The 20,014-nt window shown below is 39.9% G+C and carries 34 protein-coding genes; all 34 read left to right on the forward strand.

Translation table 11 applies throughout. From position 1 onward, the window contains the following. The first annotated feature begins 37 nt into the window (after positions 1-37). Positions 38-460 carry a 30S ribosomal protein S12 gene (rpsL, locus tag LRP83_RS18865; protein ID WP_230498259.1) on the forward strand — a complete coding sequence of 141 codons (423 nt, stop codon included), beginning with the start codon at positions 38-40 and terminating at the stop codon, positions 458-460. A gap of 47 nt (positions 461-507) precedes the next feature. Then, positions 508-978 (forward strand): 30S ribosomal protein S7, encoded by a 471-nt coding sequence (rpsG, locus tag LRP83_RS18870; RefSeq protein ID WP_230498260.1) that lies wholly within the window; start codon positions 508-510, stop codon positions 976-978. Between the two features lie 48 nt (positions 979-1,026). After that, positions 1,027-3,105 carry an elongation factor G gene (gene fusA / locus LRP83_RS18875; RefSeq protein ID WP_230498261.1) on the forward strand — a complete coding sequence of 693 codons (2,079 nt, stop codon included), beginning with the start codon at positions 1,027-1,029 and terminating at the stop codon, positions 3,103-3,105. A 123-nt stretch (positions 3,106-3,228) separates the two neighbouring features. After that, a complete protein-coding gene (tuf, locus tag LRP83_RS18880; protein WP_230498262.1) occupies positions 3,229-4,416 on the forward strand; it encodes an elongation factor Tu in 1,188 nt (395 codons plus the stop codon). A gap of 653 nt (positions 4,417-5,069) precedes the next feature. Beyond that, complete coding sequence (gene rpsJ / locus LRP83_RS18885) at positions 5,070-5,378, forward strand: 30S ribosomal protein S10 (protein WP_009336571.1); 309 nt, start codon at positions 5,070-5,072, stop codon at positions 5,376-5,378. Positions 5,379-5,412: 34 nt separating this feature from the next. Continuing rightward, entirely contained in the window at positions 5,413-6,039 is a 627-nt protein-coding gene (gene rplC, locus LRP83_RS18890) for a 50S ribosomal protein L3 (protein ID WP_230498263.1), read from the forward strand. Between the two features lie 30 nt (positions 6,040-6,069). Beyond that, positions 6,070-6,693 carry a 50S ribosomal protein L4 gene (rplD, locus tag LRP83_RS18895; RefSeq protein WP_230498264.1) on the forward strand — a complete coding sequence of 208 codons (624 nt, stop codon included), beginning with the start codon at positions 6,070-6,072 and terminating at the stop codon, positions 6,691-6,693. Next, positions 6,693-6,977: a 50S ribosomal protein L23 gene (rplW, locus tag LRP83_RS18900; protein ID WP_230498265.1), complete on the forward strand. Its 285-nt coding sequence runs from the start codon at positions 6,693-6,695 to the stop codon at positions 6,975-6,977. The genes rplD and rplW overlap by 1 nt, the downstream gene beginning before the upstream one ends. Before the next feature lie 29 nt (positions 6,978-7,006). Then, positions 7,007-7,837, forward strand: a complete 831-nt coding sequence (gene rplB / locus LRP83_RS18905) for a 50S ribosomal protein L2 (protein WP_230498266.1) — start codon at positions 7,007-7,009, stop codon at positions 7,835-7,837. A gap of 60 nt (positions 7,838-7,897) precedes the next feature. Beyond that, entirely contained in the window at positions 7,898-8,176 is a 279-nt protein-coding gene (gene rpsS, locus LRP83_RS18910) for a 30S ribosomal protein S19 (RefSeq protein WP_230498267.1), read from the forward strand. Positions 8,177-8,193: 17 nt separating this feature from the next. Next, positions 8,194-8,535 (forward strand): 50S ribosomal protein L22, encoded by a 342-nt coding sequence (gene rplV / locus LRP83_RS18915; RefSeq protein WP_230498268.1) that lies wholly within the window; start codon positions 8,194-8,196, stop codon positions 8,533-8,535. Between the two features lie 3 nt (positions 8,536-8,538). Beyond that, complete coding sequence (gene rpsC, locus LRP83_RS18920; RefSeq protein WP_230498269.1) at positions 8,539-9,195, forward strand: 30S ribosomal protein S3; 657 nt, start codon at positions 8,539-8,541, stop codon at positions 9,193-9,195. 1 nt (position 9,196) lies between these two features. Beyond that, a complete protein-coding gene (gene rplP, locus LRP83_RS18925; RefSeq protein ID WP_230498270.1) occupies positions 9,197-9,631 on the forward strand; it encodes a 50S ribosomal protein L16 in 435 nt (144 codons plus the stop codon). Continuing rightward, positions 9,621-9,824 carry a 50S ribosomal protein L29 gene (gene rpmC / locus LRP83_RS18930; RefSeq protein WP_230498271.1) on the forward strand — a complete coding sequence of 68 codons (204 nt, stop codon included), beginning with the start codon at positions 9,621-9,623 and terminating at the stop codon, positions 9,822-9,824. The genes rplP and rpmC overlap by 11 nt, the downstream gene beginning before the upstream one ends. Positions 9,825-9,843: 19 nt before the next feature. Continuing rightward, the gene (gene rpsQ, locus LRP83_RS18935; protein WP_230498272.1) at positions 9,844-10,107 is read left to right on the forward strand and encodes a 30S ribosomal protein S17; all 264 of its coding nucleotides are present in this window, start codon (positions 9,844-9,846) and stop codon (positions 10,105-10,107) included. Positions 10,108-10,146: 39 nt separating this feature from the next. After that, positions 10,147-10,515 (forward strand): 50S ribosomal protein L14, encoded by a 369-nt coding sequence (gene rplN / locus LRP83_RS18940; RefSeq protein ID WP_230498273.1) that lies wholly within the window; start codon positions 10,147-10,149, stop codon positions 10,513-10,515. A 32-nt stretch (positions 10,516-10,547) separates the two neighbouring features. Next, positions 10,548-10,859, forward strand: coding sequence for a 50S ribosomal protein L24 (rplX, locus tag LRP83_RS18945; RefSeq protein WP_230498274.1), 312 nt, complete (start codon positions 10,548-10,550; stop codon positions 10,857-10,859). Positions 10,860-10,884: 25 nt separating this feature from the next. Continuing rightward, a complete protein-coding gene (rplE, locus tag LRP83_RS18950) occupies positions 10,885-11,424 on the forward strand; it encodes a 50S ribosomal protein L5 (protein WP_230498275.1) in 540 nt (179 codons plus the stop codon). Positions 11,425-11,442: 18 nt separating this feature from the next. After that, positions 11,443-11,628: a type Z 30S ribosomal protein S14 gene (locus LRP83_RS18955; protein ID WP_230498276.1), complete on the forward strand. Its 186-nt coding sequence runs from the start codon at positions 11,443-11,445 to the stop codon at positions 11,626-11,628. Positions 11,629-11,658: 30 nt separating this feature from the next. Beyond that, positions 11,659-12,057: a 30S ribosomal protein S8 gene (gene rpsH / locus LRP83_RS18960; RefSeq protein ID WP_230498277.1), complete on the forward strand. Its 399-nt coding sequence runs from the start codon at positions 11,659-11,661 to the stop codon at positions 12,055-12,057. Positions 12,058-12,088: 31 nt separating this feature from the next. After that, positions 12,089-12,625, forward strand: coding sequence for a 50S ribosomal protein L6 (rplF, locus tag LRP83_RS18965; RefSeq protein WP_230498278.1), 537 nt, complete (start codon positions 12,089-12,091; stop codon positions 12,623-12,625). Between the two features lie 32 nt (positions 12,626-12,657). Then, on the forward strand, positions 12,658-13,020 hold the full coding sequence (gene rplR, locus LRP83_RS18970; protein ID WP_230498279.1) for a 50S ribosomal protein L18: 363 nt from the start codon (positions 12,658-12,660) through the stop codon (positions 13,018-13,020). Positions 13,021-13,044: 24 nt separating this feature from the next. Then, on the forward strand, positions 13,045-13,545 hold the full coding sequence (gene rpsE, locus LRP83_RS18975; RefSeq protein ID WP_230498280.1) for a 30S ribosomal protein S5: 501 nt from the start codon (positions 13,045-13,047) through the stop codon (positions 13,543-13,545). A 14-nt stretch (positions 13,546-13,559) separates the two neighbouring features. Continuing rightward, positions 13,560-13,742 carry a 50S ribosomal protein L30 gene (rpmD, locus tag LRP83_RS18980; RefSeq protein WP_230498281.1) on the forward strand — a complete coding sequence of 61 codons (183 nt, stop codon included), beginning with the start codon at positions 13,560-13,562 and terminating at the stop codon, positions 13,740-13,742. Positions 13,743-13,774: 32 nt separating this feature from the next. Then, positions 13,775-14,215, forward strand: coding sequence for a 50S ribosomal protein L15 (gene rplO, locus LRP83_RS18985; RefSeq protein ID WP_230498282.1), 441 nt, complete (start codon positions 13,775-13,777; stop codon positions 14,213-14,215). Further along, positions 14,215-15,510: a preprotein translocase subunit SecY gene (gene secY, locus LRP83_RS18990; protein WP_230498283.1), complete on the forward strand. Its 1,296-nt coding sequence runs from the start codon at positions 14,215-14,217 to the stop codon at positions 15,508-15,510. The genes rplO and secY overlap by 1 nt, the downstream gene beginning before the upstream one ends. Positions 15,511-15,569: 59 nt before the next feature. Continuing rightward, positions 15,570-16,223 carry an adenylate kinase gene (locus LRP83_RS18995; RefSeq protein ID WP_230498284.1) on the forward strand — a complete coding sequence of 218 codons (654 nt, stop codon included), beginning with the start codon at positions 15,570-15,572 and terminating at the stop codon, positions 16,221-16,223. Next, positions 16,220-16,966, forward strand: coding sequence for a type I methionyl aminopeptidase (map, locus tag LRP83_RS19000; protein ID WP_230498285.1), 747 nt, complete (start codon positions 16,220-16,222; stop codon positions 16,964-16,966). Before LRP83_RS18995 ends, map begins: the two co-directional genes overlap by 4 nt. Before the next feature lie 65 nt (positions 16,967-17,031). After that, the gene (gene infA / locus LRP83_RS19005) at positions 17,032-17,250 is read left to right on the forward strand and encodes a translation initiation factor IF-1 (protein ID WP_230498286.1); all 219 of its coding nucleotides are present in this window, start codon (positions 17,032-17,034) and stop codon (positions 17,248-17,250) included. 36 nt (positions 17,251-17,286) lie between these two features. After that, complete coding sequence (gene rpmJ, locus LRP83_RS19010; RefSeq protein ID WP_000868344.1) at positions 17,287-17,400, forward strand: 50S ribosomal protein L36; 114 nt, start codon at positions 17,287-17,289, stop codon at positions 17,398-17,400. Between the two features lie 24 nt (positions 17,401-17,424). Beyond that, on the forward strand, positions 17,425-17,790 hold the full coding sequence (gene rpsM, locus LRP83_RS19015; RefSeq protein ID WP_230498287.1) for a 30S ribosomal protein S13: 366 nt from the start codon (positions 17,425-17,427) through the stop codon (positions 17,788-17,790). Positions 17,791-17,812: 22 nt separating this feature from the next. After that, a complete protein-coding gene (rpsK, locus tag LRP83_RS19020; protein ID WP_230498288.1) occupies positions 17,813-18,202 on the forward strand; it encodes a 30S ribosomal protein S11 in 390 nt (129 codons plus the stop codon). A gap of 168 nt (positions 18,203-18,370) precedes the next feature. Continuing rightward, the gene (locus LRP83_RS19025; protein WP_230498289.1) at positions 18,371-19,315 is read left to right on the forward strand and encodes a DNA-directed RNA polymerase subunit alpha; all 945 of its coding nucleotides are present in this window, start codon (positions 18,371-18,373) and stop codon (positions 19,313-19,315) included. A 71-nt stretch (positions 19,316-19,386) separates the two neighbouring features. After that, positions 19,387-19,749: a 50S ribosomal protein L17 gene (gene rplQ, locus LRP83_RS19030; protein WP_230498290.1), complete on the forward strand. Its 363-nt coding sequence runs from the start codon at positions 19,387-19,389 to the stop codon at positions 19,747-19,749. Positions 19,750-20,014: the final 265 nt, after the last annotated feature.

Below are 20,014 nucleotides of genomic sequence, written 5' to 3' on the forward strand. Positions count from 1 at the left end.
GTGTGGGCTTACAAAAAAGTGAAGGGAGGAAAAACAAATGCCTACTATTAATCAATTAGTGCGCAAGCCTCGTAAATCTATCGAGGAAAAGTCAAAATCACCTGCGCTAAATAAAGGTTATAACAGCTTCAGAAAGTCTCAAACGAATTTATCTTCACCTCAAAAACGTGGTGTATGTACTCGTGTTGGTACAATGACACCAAAGAAACCGAACTCAGCATTACGTAAATATGCTCGTGTTCGTTTAACAAATGGAATTGAGGTAACTGCTTATATTCCTGGTATTGGTCACAATTTACAAGAACACAGCGTAGTATTAATCCGCGGTGGACGTGTAAAAGACTTACCGGGGGTACGTTATCACATCGTTCGTGGTGCACTTGATACAGCTGGTGTTAACAACCGTATGCAAGGTCGTTCTAAATACGGAACTAAGAGACCTAAAGCTCCAAAGAAATAATAAATAAAACGTAAATAGATAAAGCAACATTGAAAGGAGGAAATAAAATGCCACGTAAAGGTCCTGTAGCAAAAAGAGACGTTTTACCAGATCCGTTATACAATTCAAAGTTAGTTACTCGCTTAATTAACAAAATGATGGTAGACGGTAAAAGAGGTAAGTCTCAAGCTATTCTTTATTCATCATTTGAAATTATCCGTGAACGCACGGGCAAAGAACCAATGGAAGTTTTTGACCAAGCACTTAAGAACATCATGCCAGTACTAGAGGTAAGAGCACGCCGTGTAGGTGGAGCAAACTACCAAGTACCAGTTGAGGTGCGTCCAGACCGTCGTACAACACTTGGTCTTCGTTGGTTAGTAAACTATTCTCGTAAACGCGGAGAAAAAACAATGGAAGAGCGTTTAGCACATGAGATTCTTGATGCAGCTAACAACTCTGGTGCATCTGTTAAGAAACGCGAAGATACACACAAGATGGCTGAAGCGAACAAAGCGTTTGCTCACTATCGTTGGTAGAATAACCTTCAAAACTATACTATCCTTATTAGGAAGGAGAAATACCCAATGGCAAGAGAGTTCTCCTTATTAAATACTCGTAATATCGGTATCATGGCTCATATTGATGCTGGTAAAACGACTACTACTGAGCGTGTACTTTATTACACTGGTAAAATCCACAAAATTGGTGAAACACATGAAGGTGCTTCTCAAATGGACTGGATGGAGCAAGAACAAGAGCGCGGAATTACAATCACTTCTGCTGCAACAACTGCTTCTTGGAAAGGCCATCGCGTAAACATCATTGATACTCCAGGACACGTAGACTTCACAATTGAAGTTGAGCGTTCCCTACGTGTACTTGATGGAGCGGTTGCTGTACTTGATGCACAGTCTGGTGTTGAACCTCAAACTGAAACAGTTTGGCGTCAAGCAACAACTTACGGTGTACCACGTGTAGTATTCGTTAACAAAATGGACAAAATCGGCGCGGATTTCTTGTATTCGGTTAGAACAATTCATGACCGTTTACAAGCTAACGCTCATCCAATTCAGTTACCAATCGGTGCTGAAGACCAATTCTCAGGAATTATTGATTTAGTTGAAATGAAAGCTACATTCTATTCAAATGACTTAGGTACAGATATTCAAGTAGGTGAAATTCCTGCTGAGTACATGGACTTAGCATTAGAATGGCGTGAAAAATTAGTAGAAGCTGTTGCTGAATTAGATGAAGAATTAATGGAGAAGTACTTAGGTGGAGAAGAGCTTACTATCGAAGAGATTAAAGCTGCTATTCGTAAAGGTACTACTAACGTTGAATTCTACCCAGTAATTTGTGGATCAGCATTCAAAAACAAAGGTGTTCAATTAATGCTAGATGCAGTAATCGACTATCTTCCATCTCCATTAGATGTACCTGCAATTAAAGGTATTCTACCGGATTCAGATGAAGAAGTAGAACGTCATTCAGATGACAGTGAGCCATTCTCAGCTCTTGCATTCAAAGTTATGACAGACCCTTATGTTGGTAAATTAACGTTCTTCCGTGTTTACTCTGGTACTTTAGAGTCTGGATCATATGTTCAAAACTCTACAAAGGGTAAGCGTGAGCGTGTAGGACGTATTCTGCAAATGCATGCAAATAGCCGTCAAGAAATCTCAAAGGTTTATGCTGGTGACATTGCTGCAGCAGTTGGTCTGAAAGATACGACTACTGGTGATACATTATGTGATGATAAGAACCTTGTAATCTTAGAATCAATGATTTTCCCAGAGCCTGTAATTCAGCTTTCTGTTGAACCAAAATCAAAAGCAGACCAAGACAAAATGTCTACTGCTTTACAAAAGCTTCAAGAAGAAGATCCTTCTTTCCGTGCACATACAGACCAGGAAACTGGACAAACAATCATCGCTGGTATGGGTGAACTTCACTTAGATATCATTGTTGACCGTATGCGTCGTGAATTCAAGGTGGAAGCTAATGTTGGTGCTCCACAGGTTGCTTATCGTGAAACTTTCCGTGCTTCTGCTTCTGTAGAAGGAAAGTTTGCTCGTCAATCAGGTGGACGCGGACAATACGGACATGTTTGGATCGAATTCTCTCCAAATGATGAAGGTAAAGGCTTCGAATTCGTTAACGGTATCGTCGGTGGAGTAGTACCTCGTGAATATATTCCTGCAGTTCAAGCTGGTCTTGTAGACGCACTTGATCGTGGAGTACTTGCTGGTTATCCACTAGTTGATATTAAAGCTCGTCTATTTGATGGATCTTACCATGATGTTGACTCCTCTGAAATGGCGTTTAAAATCGCTGCTTCAATGGCGCTTAAGAATGCTGCTTCTAAATGTAGCCCAGTAATCTTAGAGCCGGTTATGAGAGTCGAAGTAATTGTCCCAGAAGAATACTTAGGGGATATTATGGGCCAAATCACAGCACGTCGTGGACGCGTTGAAGGTATGGACGCTCGTGGTAATGCGCAAGTAGTTCGTGCAATGGTTCCACTTTCAGAAATGTTTGGTTATGCAACATCTCTTCGTTCAAGTACACAAGGTCGTGGAGTATTCTCCATGCACTTCGATCACTACGAAGAAGTTCCAAAATCAATCTCTGAAGAAATCATTAAAAAAAATAAAGGTGAATAATTGATTTTCAATCACCTTTAAAGTATAACTACTAATGTAAGCTATGAAGCAAGAAGAAGGACAACCCTTTTTCTTGCTTACATAAATATATAAAACCTTAAAATTTAAAGGAGGATTTTCCTAATGGGTAAAGCTAAATTCGATCGCTCAAAGCCACACGTAAATATCGGAACTATCGGTCACGTTGACCATGGTAAAACAACTTTAACTGCTGCTATCACATCAGTACTTGCAAAAGCTGGTGGTGCAGAAGCTAGAAGTTATGACCAAATTGACGGAGCTCCAGAAGAAAAAGAACGTGGAATCACAATTAATACTTCTCACGTTGAGTATCAAACAGAAACTCGCCACTATGCACACGTTGACTGCCCAGGACATGCTGACTATGTTAAAAACATGATCACTGGTGCTGCTCAAATGGACGGCGGTATCCTAGTTGTATCTGCAACTGACGGTCCAATGCCACAAACTCGTGAGCACATCCTTTTATCTCGTCAAGTAGGTGTACCTCACCTTGTAGTATTCATGAACAAGTGTGACATGGTTGACGATGAAGAGCTTCTTGAATTAGTTGAAATGGAAATTCGTGATCTATTATCAGAATATGAATTCCCTGGCGACGACATTCCAGTAATCAAAGGTTCAGCTCTTAAAGCATTAGAAGGCGAAGCTGAATGGGAAGAAAAAGTTGTTGAATTAATGAACGCTGTTGATGAGTATATCCCAACTCCAGCTCGTGATACTGAAAAGCCATTCATGATGCCTGTTGAGGATGTATTCTCAATCACTGGTCGTGGAACAGTTGCTACTGGACGCGTTGAGCGTGGAGTAGTTAAAGTTGGAGACGTAGTTGAAATCGTAGGTTTCACTGAAGAGCCAAAATCTACTACTGTTACAGGTGTAGAAATGTTCCGTAAGCTTCTTGATTATGCAGAAGCTGGTGATAACATCGGTGCACTTCTTCGTGGGGTTTCTCGTGAAGAAATCGAACGTGGTCAAGTATTAGCTAAGCCAAAATCAATCACTCCTCACACAAAGTTCAAAGCTGAGGTTTATGTTTTATCTAAAGAAGAAGGTGGACGTCATACTCCATTCTTCACTAACTACCGTCCACAATTCTATTTCCGTACTTCTGATATTACTGGAATCTGTAATCTTCCAGAAGGCGTTGAAATGGTTATGCCTGGTGACAACATCGAAATGACTGTTGAACTAATTGCTCCTGTTGCTGTTGAAGAAGGAACAAAGTTCTCAATCCGTGAAGGTGGACGTACAGTAGGCGCTGGCGTAGTTGCTTCTATCACTGAGTAATTATTAGTTATATATAAAAAAGCAGATGGGACGCCATCTGCTTTTTTTGTGCATTTTTATAGGGGGAGTATCGTGAGGGTTTTTTGAAGGGCAAAGCTAGTGGAGATTAGAGTGAAATGTCCTTCATAGGGTAGATGAAGGACAAATCAAGCAGAAAAAGAGAGTGAAATGTCCTTCACAAGGGAGTTGAAGGAAAAACCAAAAGAAATCCTGATCAAATGTCAATCAATGGTCCAATATTGTTCTAACCTACAACAATAACACTCAAAATTCATCTACAAAGCCACTCAAAACTACAAAAAACAATGAACAAAATTACAATATTATCCGAGTTTCTTCTATATAATAATCGCTCCCTAAAACGCCAGCAAAAACCTATCAAAATAATTGTAATTTTTGGCGATTCCATTCTTCTATTGAATTTGTGTAAATGAGTAGATATAATAGAAAAAGTGCGAAACATAAGTTTGTAATATTAATATCAAATTAATTGTTGCAATTGATTTATGTTTTATGTATAATAGACAATGTTGGTCTTTGACTGCGATGATGTGGAAGGTTGCTGACACACCCGGCCGCTTTGCCATGGCGAGTGTGTGGGAAATTTTCACTGAGAATGTCTATAGTAAAATAGGCGAAAAGGAGGGAAAGTAATGGCAAAACAAAAAATTCGTATCCGTTTAAAGGCGTATGATCATAGAATTCTAGATCAATCAGCTGAGAAGATTGTAGAAACTGCAAAACGTTCTGGTGCGGCTGTATCTGGCCCGATTCCATTACCGACTGAGAAGTCAATTTATACAATTCTTCGTGCGGTTCATAAGTACAAAGATTCTCGTGAACAATTCGAGATGCGTACTCACAAACGTCTAATTGATATCGTGAATCCAACTCCACAAACAGTTGATTCATTAATGCGTTTAGACTTACCGTCAGGTGTAGATATCGAAATTAAATTATAATGAAATATATAAGAGAAAACAGGAGGTGTGACTAATGACCAAAGGAATCTTAGGAAGAAAAATTGGTATGACTCAAGTGTTTGCTGATAACGGAGATCTTATCCCAGTAACTGTAATTGAAGCAGCTGATAACGTTGTTCTACAAAAGAAAACAACTGAAGTTGATGGATATGTAGCAGTTCAAGTAGGATTTGAAACTAAACGTGAAAAGGTATCTAATAAGCCAGAAAAAGGCCATGCTACTAAAGCTAACACTGCTCCTAAGCGCTTCGTTAAAGAATTTCGCGGAGAAGGCTTAGCAGCATATGAGGTTGGTCAGGAAGTCAAAGTTGAAATTTTCGCTACAGGCGATATCGTAGATGTAACAGGAGTTTCAAAAGGTAAAGGATTCCAAGGTGTTATCAAACGCCACGGACAATCTCGTGGACCAATGGCCCACGGATCTCGTTACCACCGTCGTCCAGGTTCAATGGGACCTGTAGCTCCAAACCGCGTATTCAAAGGTAAGAAATTAGCTGGCCGCATGGGTGGAGAACAAGTAACTGTACAAAACCTTGAAATCGTTAAGGTTGATGTTGAACGTAACCTTTTATTAGTAAAAGGAAATGTTCCAGGACCTAGAAAAGGATTAGTTCAAGTTAAAGGTGCGGTAAAAGCATAATAACTTTCCAAAGAAAGGAGGAAAAACGAAATGCCGAAAGTAGCATTATTTAGCCAAACAGGTAGTCAAGTTGGCGAAATCGAATTAAATGATTCCGTATTTGGTATCGAGCCTAATAACCATGTTCTTTTTGAAGCGGTTGTTATGCAAAGAGCATCATTACGTCAAGGAAATCATAAAGTAAAAGGCCGTTCAGAAGTACGTGGTGGTGGTCGTAAACCATGGAAACAAAAAGGAACTGGTCGTGCACGTCAAGGTTCTATCCGTTCACCACAATGGCGTGGAGGTGGAATCGTATTCGGTCCAACACCACGTAGCTATAGCTACAAGTTACCGAAGAAAGTTCGTCGTTTAGCAATTAAATCTGCTTTATCTTCAAAAGTCTTAGCAGAAAACGTAATGGTATTAGACAACTTAGCATTCGAGGCACCAAAAACAAAAGAATTTGCTTCAGTATTAAAGGGGCTTTCAATTGAGAAAAAAGCTTTAATCGTAACTGCAGATTTAGATGAGAATGTTGCATTATCTGCTCGTAACATCCCAGGTGTTACTGTAGTAACTGCAAATGGCATTAATGTTTTAGATGTTTTAAATCATGATCAATTAATCATGACGAAAGCTGCAGTTGAAAAAGTAGAGGAGGTGCTTGCATAATGGATGCACGCGATATCATTAAGCGCCCCGTAATCACTGAACGCTCGACTGATTTAATGACTGAAAAGAAATATACGTTTGAAGTTGATGTGAAAGCTAACAAAACTCAAGTTAAAGATGCTGTTGAAACAATCTTTGGCGTTGATGTTGAGAAAGTAAACATCATGAACTATAAAGGTAAATTCAAGCGTATGGGTAAATTTGGCGGATACACTAACAAACGCCGAAAAGCAATCGTAAAATTAACTGCTGATAGCAAAGAAATCGAATTCTTTGAAGCATAATACATTCACTAGAAGAGGAGGGAAATAGAATGGCGATTAAAAAGTACAAACCTACCTCCAACGGTCGTCGTGGTATGACTACTTCTGATTTCGCAGAAATCACAACTAGCACACCAGAAAAATCTTTATTAGCACCTGTTAAGAGAAAAGGTGGCCGTAATAATCAAGGTAAGTTAACTGTTCGTCATCAAGGTGGAGGCCATAAGCGTCAATACCGTATCATTGATTTTAAACGTGATAAAGATGGCATTCCAGGACGCGTTGCTACAGTTGAGTATGATCCAAACCGTTCTGCAAATATTGCACTAATTAATTATGTTGATGGAGAAAAGCGTTATATCCTAGCTCCTAAAAATTTAGTAGTTGGAACTGAAGTAATGTCAGGTCCAGATGCTGATATTAAAGTAGGTAATGCTTTACCATTAGTGAACATTCCAGTGGGTACTGTTGTCCACAATATTGAATTAAAACCAGGTAAAGGTGGACAATTAGTTCGTTCTGCTGGTACTTCTGCACAGGTTCTTGGTAAAGAAGGAAAGTACGTTCTAGTTCGTTTAAATTCTGGTGAGGTTCGTATGATTCTTGCTACTTGTCGTGCTACTGTAGGTCAAGTTGGTAACGAACAACACGAATTAATTAAAATTGGTAAAGCAGGTCGTAGTCGTTGGTTAGGTAAACGCCCAACTGTACGTGGATCTGTAATGAACCCTAACGATCACCCACACGGTGGTGGGGAAGGTAAATCACCAATCGGACGTAAATCTCCAATGTCTCCTTGGGGTAAACCAACTCTTGGATTCAAAACTCGTAAGAAGAAGAATAAATCCGACAAGTTCATCGTACGTCGTCGTAAAAAATAACGTGATTATCCTACGGTTCGCGCTAAGAACCGTAGAACAGTCACGAAGGGAGGTACTATCATGGGTCGCAGTTTGAAAAAAGGACCATTTGTTGATGACCATTTAATGGTTAAGATCGAAAAGTTAAATGAAACTGAAGGCAAACAAGTTGTAAAAACTTGGTCACGCCGTTCTACGATCTTCCCACAATTTATCGGCCATACAATCGCGGTTTATGATGGTCGTAAACATGTGCCAGTATACGTTACTGAAGACATGGTAGGTCACAAGCTTGGAGAATTCGCTCCATCTCGTACTTACAAAGGCCATGGTAATGATGACAAGAAAACAAGACGCTAATGAGAGGAGGCATTTTCATGCAAGCTAAAGCTGTTGCAAGAACAGTTCGTATTGCTCCTCGTAAGGCACGTTTAGTGGTTGACTTAATTCGAGGTAAGCAAGTTGGTGAAGCGGTAGCAATTTTAAACCTAACACCTAAAGCAGCTTCTCCAATCGTGGAAAAAGTATTAAAATCCGCATTGGCTAACGCTGAGCACAATTATGAAATGAATGTAAATAGTTTAGTGATTTCACAAGCATTCGTTGACGAAGGACCGACTTTAAAGAGATTCCGTCCGCGCGCAATGGGCCGTGCTAGCCAAATCAACAAACGTACTAGCCATATCACTATCGTTTTATCAGAAAAGAAGGAGGGATAAGCTGTGGGTCAAAAAGTAAATCCAGTCGGTTTGCGTATCGGGATCATCCGTGATTGGGAATCCAAATGGTACGCTGGTAAAGACTATGCTGATCTTTTGCACGAAGACATCAAAATTCGTCAGTACATCACAAAGCGTTTGAAAGATGCTTCAGTTTCTAAAGTTGAAATTGAGCGTGCTGCAAACCGTGTAAATGTTACTATTCACACTGCGAAGCCTGGTATGGTTATCGGAAAAGGCGGTACTGAAGTGGAAGCACTTCGTAAAGCACTTAACGAACTAACTGGCAAGCGTGTACACATAAACATTCTTGAAATCAAAAAAGCAGATATGGATGCACTATTAGTTGCAGAAAATATCGCTCGTCAATTAGAAAATCGTGTTTCTTTCCGTCGTGCACAAAAGCAAGTTATTCAACGTGCAATGCGTGCTGGCGCTAAAGGAATTAAAACAATGGTATCTGGTCGTTTAGGCGGAGCAGATATTGCTCGCTCAGAACATTATAGCGAGGGAACAGTTCCACTTCATACTCTACGTGCAGATATCGATTATGCACATGCTGAAGCAGATACAACTTACGGTAAACTTGGCGTAAAAGTATGGATTTATCGTGGCGAGGTCCTTCCTACGAAGAAGAAAACTGTGGAAGGAGGCAAATAATATGTTATTACCAAAACGCGTAAAATATCGTCGTGTACATCGCGGAAATATGCGCGGTCAGTCTAAGGGCGGCACTGAAGTAACATTCGGTGAATTCGGCTTACAAGCTACAGAAGCTTCTTGGATTACTAACCGTCAGATCGAAGCTGCGCGTATTGCGATGACTCGTTACATGAAGCGTGGAGGAAAAGTTTGGATTAAAATTTTCCCTCACAAATCATATACAGCTAAGCCTCTAGAAGTGCGGATGGGTTCCGGTAAAGGGGCACCTGAAGGATGGGTAGCGGTTGTAAAACCTGGAAGAATTATGTTTGAGGTTGCAGGTGTTTCTGAAGAAATCGCTCGTGAAGCATTGCGCCTAGCAGCACACAAACTTCCTGTAAAATGTAAGTTTGTAAAACGTGAAGAAATTGGTGGTGAATCAAATGAGAGCTAATGAAATTAAAGAACTTACCACTGCCGAAATTGAACAAAAAGTAAAATCATTAAAAGAAGAGCTTTTCAACCTTCGCTTTCAGTTAGCGACTGGACAACTTGAAAATACAGCTCGCATTCGTGAAGTGCGCAAAGCGATTGCTCGCATGAAAACTGTGATTCGTGAAAGAGAAATCGGCGTTAACAATCGATAATTGGGGAGGAGGTTCGCAAATGAGTGAACGCAACCAACGCAAAGTTTATACTGGACGCGTTGTTTCTGACAAGATGGATAAAACGATCACTGTTCTTGTAGAAACATACAAAAAGCATCCTCTTTACGGTAAGCGCGTAAAGTACTCTAAAAAGTTTAAAGCTCATGATGAGCAAAACGAAGCAAAAGCAGGCGACGTGGTTCGTATAATGGAAACACGCCCACTTTCAGCTACAAAACGATTCCGTTTAGTAGAAGTTGTAGAAAAAGCAGTTATTATTTAATTGTTCGGATAAGCATTATTCCGAAGGGAGGTTACACACATGATCCAACAAGAAAGTCGTTTAAAGGTTGCTGACAACTCTGGTGCACGTGAAGTTCTTACTATTAAAGTACTAGGTGGTTCTGGCCGTAAAACAGCTGGTATTGGTGACATTATTGTTTGTACAGTGAAACAAGCAACACCAGGTGGCGTTGTTAAAAAAGGTGATGTTGTTAAGGCGGTTATTGTTCGTACTAAAAGCGGCGCACGTCGTAAAGATGGTACTTACATTAAGTTCGATGAAAACGCATGTGTAATCATCAAAGATGACAAGAGCCCACGTGGAACTCGTATATTTGGCCCAGTTGCCCGCGAACTACGCGATAGCAACTTTATGAAAATCGTTTCTTTAGCTCCAGAAGTACTATAATAAATATTTATGCCTTTAAGGAGGTGCGCAAGATGCATGTAAAAAAAGGTGACAAAGTAATGGTCATCTCCGGTAAGGATAAAGGCAAAACAGGAGTAATCCTTGAAGCCTATCCTAAACAGAGTCGTGTACTCGTAGAAGGAATCAACGTGGTGAAAAAACACTCAAAACCTTCACAAGCTAATCCGCAAGGCGGAATCATTAGCCAAGAGGCACCTGTCCATGTATCAAACGTTATGCCTATCGACCCTAAAACTGGAACACCAACACGTGTTGGTTATACTACAGTTGATGGTAAGAAAGTGCGCGTAGCAAAAAAATCTGGTCAAGTTCTTGATAAATAGTCAATAAAGAAGGGAGGTACTATGGATGAACCGCCTAAAAGAAAAGTATATTAACGAAATTACTCCTGCTCTAATGAGCAAGTTTAACTATAAATCAGTGATGCAAGTTCCTGCTTTAGACAAAATCGTAATTAACATGGGTGTTGGTGATGCAGTTCAAAACGCAAAAGCATTAGATGTTGCCGTTGAAGAACTAGCAACTATCACTGGTCAAAAGCCAGTTGTAACTCGTGCAAAGAAATCAATCGCAGGTTTCCGTTTACGTGAAGGTATGCCAATCGGAGCGAAAGTAACACTTCGCGGCGAGCGCATGTATGAGTTTGTTGATAAATTAGTATCAGTATCTCTACCACGTGTACGTGACTTCCGTGGTGTATCTAAAAAGGCATTCGACGGACGTGGAAACTACACTTTAGGTGTTAAAGAGCAATTGATCTTCCCTGAAATTGATTACGATAAAGTAAACAAGGTTCGTGGTATGGATATCGTTATCGTTACTACAGCTAACACTGATGAAGAAGCTCGTGAACTGTTAACGCAAATCGGAATGCCATTCCAAAAGTAAATAGAGGGAGGCGAAATCGTGGCTAAAAAGTCAATGATTGTGAAACAAAAGCGCACTCAGAAATTTAAGGTTCAAGAGTATACACGTTGCGAGCGTTGCGGACGTCCACACTCTGTATACCGTAAATTTAAGCTTTGCCGTATTTGTTTCCGTGAATTAGCATACAAAGGACAAATTCCTGGTGTGAAAAAAGCTAGCTGGTAAAACCCAATTCTGGGAAGGAGGTAAAAACAAATGGTCATGACAGATCCAATTGCAGATATGCTTACTCGCATTCGTAATGCGAATATGGTGCGTCACGAGAAGTTAGAAGTACCTGCTTCTAACATGAAAAAAGAGATCGCTGAAATTCTTAAGCGTGAAGGTTTCGTTCGTGATGTTGAATATATCGAAGACAATAAACAAGGTATTATCCGTATCTTCTTAAAATACGGTGCAAATAATGAGCGTGTTATTACTGGTTTGAAGCGTATTAGTAAGCCAGGATTACGTGTTTATGCGAAATCAACAGAAGTACCTCGTGTACTTAACGGTCTTGGTATCGCTCTAGTTTCTACTTCACAAGGTGTTTTAACAGATAAAGAAGCTCGTGCTAAACAAGCTGGTGGAGAAGTATTAGCTTACGTTTGGTAAAAGTTTTTTGAAATGATAGGAGGTGCACTAAATGTCTCGTATAGGTAAAAAACCAATTGAACTTCCAACAGGAGTTACATTAACAAATGATAATGGTAATGTTACAGTGAAGGGGCCAAAAGGTGAGTTATCTCGTACTTTTAACCCTGAAATTACCGTTGCGGTTGAGGAGAACGTAATTACTGTTTCTCGTCCATCTGACGCTAAGGAACACCGTGCTTTACATGGTACAACTCGTGCCGTTATCGCTAACATGGTTGAAGGTGTATCTAATGGTTTCGTTAGAAACCTTGAGTTAATCGGGGTTGGATATCGTGCTCAAAAGCAAGGTAACAAGCTTGTATTAAACGTAGGTTACTCTCATCCGGTAGAATTCGAAGCTGAACCAGGCTTAGAAATCGAAGTTCCTTCAAATACAAAGATCACAATCCGTGGTACTGACAAAGAACGTGTTGGTGCGTTAGCAGCTAACATTCGTGATGTTCGTCCGCCAGAGCCTTATAAAGGTAAAGGGATCCGTTACGAAGGCGAATTTGTTCGTCGTAAAGAAGGTAAAACTGGTAAGTAATGCCGCATAAGTAAACGAAAGGAGTGACGTAAATGATTACGAAGCTTGATAAAAACGCTACTCGCAAGAAAAGACACGCTCGTGTTCGTGCGAAACTTAGCGGTACTGAAGCTCGTCCTCGTCTAAATGTGTTCCGTTCAAATCAACACATTTATGCTCAAGTTATTGACGATGTTAACGGAGTAACTATTGCTAGTGCTTCTACTTTAGATAAAGAATTAACTTTTGAATCTACAAAGAACGTTGATGCAGCACAAAAGGTCGGAGAATTAGTTGCTAAACGTGCGGTAGAAAAAGGTATTACGGCTGTCGTGTTTGACCGTGGTGGATATCTATATCACGGACGCGTTCAAGCATTAGCTGACGCTGCTCGCGAAAACGGCTTACAATTTTAATAGTCAAAGGAGGGACACACAAAGATGCGTCGTATTGATCCAAACAAACTTGAACTTGAAGAACGCGTAGTTACGGTTAATCGTGTAGCTAAAGTTGTTAAAGGTGGACGTCGTTTCCGTTTCTCTGCTCTTGTAGTAGTTGGAGATAAAAACGGTCACGTTGGTTTTGGTACTGGTAAAGCACAAGAGGTACCTGATGCGATCCGTAAAGCAATTGAAGATGCAAAGAAGAACTTAATCGAAGTACCAATGGTTGGAACAACTCTTCCACATTTAGTAATTGGACATTTCGGTGCTGGTGAAATTCTTTTAAAGCCTGCTGCTGAAGGTTGTGGAGTTATCGCTGGTGGACCAGTTCGTGCTGTACTAGAATTAGCTGGTGTACAAGATATTCTTTCTAAATCATTAGGAACTAACACTCCTATTAATATGGTTCGTGCTACTATGGACGGATTAAAACAACTAAAACGTGCTGAAGACGTAGCAAAACTACGTGGTAAATCAGTAGAAGAAATATTAGGTTAAGGAGGGGAAATATAATGGCAAATAAATTACAAATTACCCTCACTCGCAGTGTCATTGGTCGTTCACAAGATCAACGTGACACAGTCATAGCACTTGGACTACGCAAAACAAACCAAACTGTTGAGCAACAAGATAACGCGGCTATCCGTGGAATGATCAATAAAGTTGCTCATCTTGTCACGGTTAAAGAACTTTAATTGATCTTTCTTAACAATAAGGAGGTGCCCAAATGAAACTTCATGAATTAAAACCTGCAGAAGGTTCTCGTAAAGAACGTAAGCGTTTAGGACGTGGTATCGGTTCTGGTCAAGGAAAAACTGCTGGTAAAGGTCATAAAGGTCAGAACGCTCGTTCCGGTGGTGGTGTTCGTCTAGGATTTGAAGGTGGTCAAACACCATTATTCCAACGTTTACCGAAACGCGGATTTACTAACATTAATCGTAAAGAATTTGCAGTAGTAAACCTTGACACTTTAAACCGTTTTGAAGATGGTACAGTAGTAACACCTGAACTATTAATCGAAACTGGTATTGTTAAAAGTGAAAAAGCAGGAATCAAAATTCTTGCTAAAGGTAATGTAGAGAAAAAGTTGACAGTTAAAGCTCACAAATTCTCCTCATCTGCTGTAGTAGCGATTGAAGCTGCTGGCGGTCAAACTGAGGTGTTGTAATGTTTCAGACAATCTCCAATTTTATGCGCGTGGGTGATATAAGACGAAAGATCGTATTCACCCTTTTAATGTTAATCGTATTCCGTCTTGGGACATTTATTCCTGTTCCAAACGTAAATGCCGATATCTTAGCTGCACAAGATCAGATGAGCGTATTCGGTGTTCTAAATACATTCGGCGGTGGAGCGTTAAAAAACTTCTCGATCCTAGCAATGGGAATCATGCCGTATATTACAGCATCAATCATCGTTCAGTTATTACAAATGGACGTCGTGCCTAAATTTACGGAATGGTCCAAACAAGGAGACGTAGGACGTCGTAAACTAGCTCAGTTTACCCGCTATTTCACTATTGTGCTTGGTTTAATTCAAGCCTTTGGTATGTCATATGGCTTTAATAACATTGCCAGTGGCCAATTAATTGAAAACCCTGGATTTGGTACGTATGCATTGATTTCAATTGTTTTAACTGCTGGTACAGCTTTCCTTATGTGGTTAGGTGAACAGATTACTGAGAAAGGTGTAGGGAATGGTATCTCCATTATTATCTTTGGTGGGATTGTTGCTGGTATTCCAACAACGATCAACCAGATTTATGCTCAGCAATTTGAAAATGCTGGAGAAAAACTTTTCCTAAACATCATCATCGTATTACTGATTCTACTAGCTGTTGTAGCTATCGTAGTTGGAACTATATTTATTCAACAAGCATTACGTAAAATTCCAATTCAATATGCGAAGAAAATGAGTGCTGGACGCAGTCAAACTGGCGGGCAGTCAACACATTTACCGTTAAAAGTAAATGCGGCAGGGGTTATCCCAGTTATCTTTGCGGTTTCGTTCATTATAACACCTAAAACGGTTGCATCATTTTTCCCAACTAATGATGTAACACTTTGGATTCAACGAGTTTTTGATTATACGCATCCAATTGGTATGATCATGTATGCTGTGCTTATTATCGCCTTTACTTATTTCTATGCATTTATTCAGGTTAATCCAGAACAAATGGCTGAGAATTTAAAGAAACAAGGTGGTTATGTTCCGGGTATCCGCCCAGGAAAAAGCACTCAGGAATACTTAACACGTATTTTATACCGTTTAACTTTAGTTGGATCTTTATTCTTAGCAGCTATTGCTGTACTTCCAGTTTTATTCATTAATATTGCAAACTTACCGCCATCAGCTCAAATTGGTGGAACGAGTTTACTAATCGTTGTAGGTGTTGCCTTAGATACAATGAAGCAACTAGAGTCACAGCTTGTAAAACGTCATTATAAAGGTTTCATTAAGTAGAGGACTAAAGGGAACAAACTGTTCCCTTAACCGATACGTTTTAACTAGGGGGGATATACGTGAACTTAGTATTAATGGGTCTTCCTGGTGCTGGAAAAGGAACACAGGCTGAAAGAATCGTTGAACAGTACGGTATTCCTCATATCTCTACCGGAGATATGTTCCGTGCCGCAATGAAAGAGGAAACTGAACTAGGCTTAAAAGCGAAATCCTTCATGGATCAAGGTGCTCTTGTTCCTGATGATGTGACAATTGGGATTGTACACGAACGTCTAAGCAAGCCCGACTGTGAAAAGGGATTTTTACTTGATGGCTTTCCAAGAACAGTACCTCAAGCAGAAGCACTGGAAGGAATTCTTACCGAATTAAATAAAAAGATTGATTTCTGTATTAATATTGATGTCGATCATGAGCTTTTAATGGCTCGTTTAACAGGAAGACGTATTTGTAAAAACTGTGGTGCTACGTATCATCTTGTTTTTAATCCTCCTACTACTGATGGTGTTTGTGATCGTTGTGGTGGAGAGTTATATCAACGTGCTGATGATAATGAAGCTACAGTCCAAAATCGTTTAGAAGTAAATATGCAACAAACTGCACCATTGTTAAACTTCTATGAAGCAAAAGGATATTTGCGTAATATAAATGGACAGCAGGATATCAATGTGGTATTTGCTGAAATTAACGAGCTACTTGGGAGCTTATCTGAATGATCATCTGTAAAACCCCTCGTGAACTCGATATTATGCGAGAAGCTGGACGAATTGTAGCCCTAACACATCAGGAATTAAAGAAACATATAGCTCCTGGAGTAACGACTGAAGAATTGGATCGAATTGCCGAGGAGTTTATACGCAAACATGATGCAATTCCATCGTTTAAAGGTTATAATGGTTTTCGTGGCAGTATCTGTGCTTCTGTGAATGAAGAACTTGTTCATGGTATTCCTGGTAATCGGGTTTTAAATAATGGCGATATTATTAGTATCGACATTGGTGCTAAATTCAATGGTTATCATGGAGATTCTGCTTGGACATACGGTGTTGGAACTATTGATGATGCGACTGCAAGACTATTAGAAGTCACAGAAGAGTCATTATATAGAGGTTTGAAAGAAGCAAAACCAGGTGAACGCCTATCGAACATCTCCAATAAAATCCAAACGTATGTGGAAGAGAACGGCTTTTCTATTGTACGCGAGTATGTTGGTCACGGTATCGGGCAAGACTTACATGAGGATCCACAAATTCCACATTATGGTCCACCTAATAAAGGACCTCGTCTAAAGCCTGGAATGGTACTGGCAATCGAACCGATGGTGAATGCAGGCAGTCGATATGTAAAGACGTTAGCCGATAACTGGACGGTTGTTACAGTTGACGGACGTTGGTGTGCTCACTTCGAGCATACAATTGCTATCACTGATTCTGGTTATGAAATATTCACAATAGTGTAGATGATCTGCCTTGGCAAAGTTCATCGACCACAACGTCAATTAGGATGAGAAGGGAGACGATATGAATGGCGAAAGATGATGTAATTGAGATTGAAGGCACAGTCACGGAAACTTTGCCTAACGCCATGTTTAAGGTAGAATTGGAAAATGGTCATTCTGTCCTTGCACATGTATCAGGGAAAATTCGTATGCATTTTATTCGAATTTTACCAGGTGACAAGGTAACGGTTGAACTATCTCCATACGACTTAACACGTGGTAGAATCACTTACCGTTTTAAATAAATTATTGCACTCCGTACTATCAGGGAGGTTAGGATAATGAAAGTAAGACCATCTGTTAAACCAATCTGCGAAAAATGTAAAGTTATTCGTAGACGTGGGAAAGTTATGGTTATTTGTGAAAACCCTAAACATAAACAAAAACAAGGTTAATATTGAAGGAGGTGCGCTATTTTTATGGCACGTATAGCTGGTGTGGATATTCCACGTGAAAAGCGTGTAGTTATTTCATTAACATACATTTATGGTATTGGAAAAATTACAGCACAAAAAGTATTAGCTGATGCAGGTGTTTCTGAAGACACTCGTGTACGCGATTTAACAGAAGATGAGTTAAATAAAATTCGTGATCTTATTGATAAGTTAAAAGTTGAAGGTGACCTTCGTCGTGAAGTATCCCTTAACATTAAGCGTTTAATGGAGATTGGCTGCTATCGCGGTTTACGTCACCGTCGTGGCTTACCGGTTCGCGGACAAAACACTAAAAACAACGCTCGTACTCGTAAAGGTCCTCGTAAGACTGTTGCGAACAAGAAAAAATAATCCGTAAAGGAGGTAACAATCGATGGCTCGTAAAACAAATACTCGTAAACGTCGTGTGAAAAAGAATATCGATACTGGTATTGCACACATCCGTTCTACATTCAATAATACAATTGTAACGATTACTGATGCTCATGGTAATGCTCTTGCATGGTCAAGCGCTGGTGCTCTTGGATTCAGAGGTTCTCGTAAATCTACTCCATTTGCTGCACAGATGGCTGCTGAAACTGCTGCAAAGGCTTCTATCGAACATGGTATGAAAACTTTAGAAGTAACTGTTAAAGGTCCTGGTGCAGGTCGTGAAGCTGCTATCCGTGCATTACAAGCTGCTGGTCTTGAAGTTACTGCTATTAAAGACGTTACTCCAGTTCCACATAATGGATGCCGCCCACCAAAACGTCGCCGTGTTTAATTTCTCTGTATAGAGTTTTGTATCATTGTCTATAATGGATATGATGCAATTATTCTTGGTAATACAGTTAAAAATATCGAGTTGTTGTGCACATACGGGAACGTAAACAGGGGAATTTCAGTTGAAGGATTTAACTGAGGTTCGACGTTTTGAAGGAGGGTGTATTTGATGATCGAAATAGAAAAACCAAAAATCGAAACGGTTGAGATCAGCGATGATGCCAAGTACGGGAAGTTCATCGTAGAGCCACTTGAGCGTGGATATGGAACAACTTTGGGTAACTCCTTACGTCGTATCCTTTTATCTTCACTCCCAGGTGCCGCTGTTACGTCGATTCAAATCGATGGGGTACTTCATGAGTTTTCAACAATCGAAGGCGTCGTAGAGGATGTAACATCCATTATCTTAAACATCAAAAAGCTGGCTCTTAAAGTGTATTCGGATGAAGAGAAGACATTAGAAATTGATGTACAAGGTGAAGGTGTCATTAAGGCTTCTGATATCACTCATGATAGTGATGTTGAAATCCTAAATCCAACACTTCATATTGCTACATTGGGTAAAAATGGACATCTTCGCATGCGTTTAACAGCTAGACGTGGTCGTGGGTATACTCCTGCTGACCAGAACAAAAGGGAAGATCAACCGATTGGTGTCATCCCGATTGATTCCATCTATACTCCAGTAGCTCGTGTATCTTATCAAGTTGAAAATACTCGTGTTGGTCAAATGACTAACTATGATAAGTTGACGTTAGATGTATGGACTGATGGAAGCACTGGACCGAAGGATGCTATTGCCTTAGGCTCAAAAATCTTAACAGAGCATTTAAATATCTTTGTTGGATTAACTGATGAAGCTCAAAATGCTGAAATTATGATTGAAAAAGAAGAAGATCAAAAAGAAAAGGTTCTAGAAATGACAATTGAAGAACTTGACCTTTCTGTTCGTTCTTATAATTGCTTAAAGCGTGCTGGTATTAATACCGTACAAGAATTAGCAAATAAAACAGAAGAAGATATGATGAAGGTTCGTAACTTAGGCCGCAAATCTCTAGAAGAAGTTAAAGCTAAGCTTGAAGATCTAGGATTGGGTTTAAGGAAGGATGACTAGTTAAACCATTTATCTAGTATATTGTCATATCGTAAAGACATTTCATTACTTCAACAAAGGAGGGAATCCTCATGGGATACAGAAAGTTAGGACGCACTAGCTCTCAACGTAAAGCTATGCTTCGTGATTTAACTACTGATTTAATCATCAACGAGCGTATTGAAACAACTGAAACTCGTGCGAAAGAGCTTCGTGGGACAGTTGAAAAAATGATCACTTTAGGTAAGCGCGGTGATTTACACGCTCGTCGTCAAGCTGCATCATACGTTCGTAATGAGATTGCTAATGCTGAAACTGGTACAGATGCATTACAAAAACTATTTACTGATATCGCTCCTCGTTATGCTGAGCGTCAAGGTGGATACACTCGTATTATGAAACTTGGACCACGCCGCGGTGACGGTGCACCAATGGTCATCATCGAATTAGTTTAATAGCTTTCACACAAAAACAAGGGCGATGGACAGTTTAGAACAAACTTGTTCTTTGCCCTTTTTTGTAAGACGGTACCCGTCTATGTTGAGACAGATTTTTTCTCAAGCCGAAAGCCAAGCCAAGATTGAGCGTTATGATGAGCATTAGCGAAAAGCATATGTTTTTCGGGATATTAACTTTATGAATAATAGCAGTTCTAGTGTCTCGTCTAGCTCATGCCTCCCCTTCCATTCCATTAACCATATGGATTGCAATAGCAATAGT

The organism is Pseudoneobacillus rhizosphaerae (assembly GCF_917563885.1).
GTDB lineage: Bacteria > Bacillota > Bacilli > Bacillales > Cytobacillaceae > Pseudoneobacillus > Pseudoneobacillus rhizosphaerae.

What these genes read in the sequence shown, in the direction of transcription:
- rpsL (WP_230498259.1), top strand. Translation starts at nt 38, where the DNA reads ATGCCTACTATTAATCAATTAGTGCGCAAGCCTCGTAAATCTATCGAG.
- rpsG (WP_230498260.1), top strand. Translation starts at nt 508, where the DNA reads ATGCCACGTAAAGGTCCTGTAGCAAAAAGAGACGTTTTACCAGATCCG.
- fusA (WP_230498261.1), top strand. Translation starts at nt 1,027, where the DNA reads ATGGCAAGAGAGTTCTCCTTATTAAATACTCGTAATATCGGTATCATG.
- tuf (WP_230498262.1), top strand. Translation starts at nt 3,229, where the DNA reads ATGGGTAAAGCTAAATTCGATCGCTCAAAGCCACACGTAAATATCGGA.
- rpsJ (WP_009336571.1), top strand. Translation starts at nt 5,070, where the DNA reads ATGGCAAAACAAAAAATTCGTATCCGTTTAAAGGCGTATGATCATAGA.
- rplC (WP_230498263.1), top strand. Translation starts at nt 5,413, where the DNA reads ATGACCAAAGGAATCTTAGGAAGAAAAATTGGTATGACTCAAGTGTTT.
- rplD (WP_230498264.1), top strand. Translation starts at nt 6,070, where the DNA reads ATGCCGAAAGTAGCATTATTTAGCCAAACAGGTAGTCAAGTTGGCGAA.
- rplW (WP_230498265.1), top strand. Translation starts at nt 6,693, where the DNA reads ATGGATGCACGCGATATCATTAAGCGCCCCGTAATCACTGAACGCTCG.
- rplB (WP_230498266.1), top strand. Translation starts at nt 7,007, where the DNA reads ATGGCGATTAAAAAGTACAAACCTACCTCCAACGGTCGTCGTGGTATG.
- rpsS (WP_230498267.1), top strand. Translation starts at nt 7,898, where the DNA reads ATGGGTCGCAGTTTGAAAAAAGGACCATTTGTTGATGACCATTTAATG.
- rplV (WP_230498268.1), top strand. Translation starts at nt 8,194, where the DNA reads ATGCAAGCTAAAGCTGTTGCAAGAACAGTTCGTATTGCTCCTCGTAAG.
- rplP (WP_230498270.1), top strand. Translation starts at nt 9,197, where the DNA reads ATGTTATTACCAAAACGCGTAAAATATCGTCGTGTACATCGCGGAAAT.
- rpmC (WP_230498271.1), top strand. Translation starts at nt 9,621, where the DNA reads ATGAGAGCTAATGAAATTAAAGAACTTACCACTGCCGAAATTGAACAA.
- rpsQ (WP_230498272.1), top strand. Translation starts at nt 9,844, where the DNA reads ATGAGTGAACGCAACCAACGCAAAGTTTATACTGGACGCGTTGTTTCT.
- rplN (WP_230498273.1), top strand. Translation starts at nt 10,147, where the DNA reads ATGATCCAACAAGAAAGTCGTTTAAAGGTTGCTGACAACTCTGGTGCA.
- rplX (WP_230498274.1), top strand. Translation starts at nt 10,548, where the DNA reads ATGCATGTAAAAAAAGGTGACAAAGTAATGGTCATCTCCGGTAAGGAT.
- rplE (WP_230498275.1), top strand. Translation starts at nt 10,885, where the DNA reads ATGAACCGCCTAAAAGAAAAGTATATTAACGAAATTACTCCTGCTCTA.
- rpsH (WP_230498277.1), top strand. Translation starts at nt 11,659, where the DNA reads ATGGTCATGACAGATCCAATTGCAGATATGCTTACTCGCATTCGTAAT.
- rplF (WP_230498278.1), top strand. Translation starts at nt 12,089, where the DNA reads ATGTCTCGTATAGGTAAAAAACCAATTGAACTTCCAACAGGAGTTACA.
- rplR (WP_230498279.1), top strand. Translation starts at nt 12,658, where the DNA reads ATGATTACGAAGCTTGATAAAAACGCTACTCGCAAGAAAAGACACGCT.
- rpsE (WP_230498280.1), top strand. Translation starts at nt 13,045, where the DNA reads ATGCGTCGTATTGATCCAAACAAACTTGAACTTGAAGAACGCGTAGTT.
- rpmD (WP_230498281.1), top strand. Translation starts at nt 13,560, where the DNA reads ATGGCAAATAAATTACAAATTACCCTCACTCGCAGTGTCATTGGTCGT.
- rplO (WP_230498282.1), top strand. Translation starts at nt 13,775, where the DNA reads ATGAAACTTCATGAATTAAAACCTGCAGAAGGTTCTCGTAAAGAACGT.
- secY (WP_230498283.1), top strand. Translation starts at nt 14,215, where the DNA reads ATGTTTCAGACAATCTCCAATTTTATGCGCGTGGGTGATATAAGACGA.
- map (WP_230498285.1), top strand. Translation starts at nt 16,220, where the DNA reads ATGATCATCTGTAAAACCCCTCGTGAACTCGATATTATGCGAGAAGCT.
- infA (WP_230498286.1), top strand. Translation starts at nt 17,032, where the DNA reads ATGGCGAAAGATGATGTAATTGAGATTGAAGGCACAGTCACGGAAACT.
- rpmJ (WP_000868344.1), top strand. Translation starts at nt 17,287, where the DNA reads ATGAAAGTAAGACCATCTGTTAAACCAATCTGCGAAAAATGTAAAGTT.
- rpsM (WP_230498287.1), top strand. Translation starts at nt 17,425, where the DNA reads ATGGCACGTATAGCTGGTGTGGATATTCCACGTGAAAAGCGTGTAGTT.
- rpsK (WP_230498288.1), top strand. Translation starts at nt 17,813, where the DNA reads ATGGCTCGTAAAACAAATACTCGTAAACGTCGTGTGAAAAAGAATATC.
- LRP83_RS19025 (WP_230498289.1), top strand. Translation starts at nt 18,371, where the DNA reads ATGATCGAAATAGAAAAACCAAAAATCGAAACGGTTGAGATCAGCGAT.
- rplQ (WP_230498290.1), top strand. Translation starts at nt 19,387, where the DNA reads ATGGGATACAGAAAGTTAGGACGCACTAGCTCTCAACGTAAAGCTATG.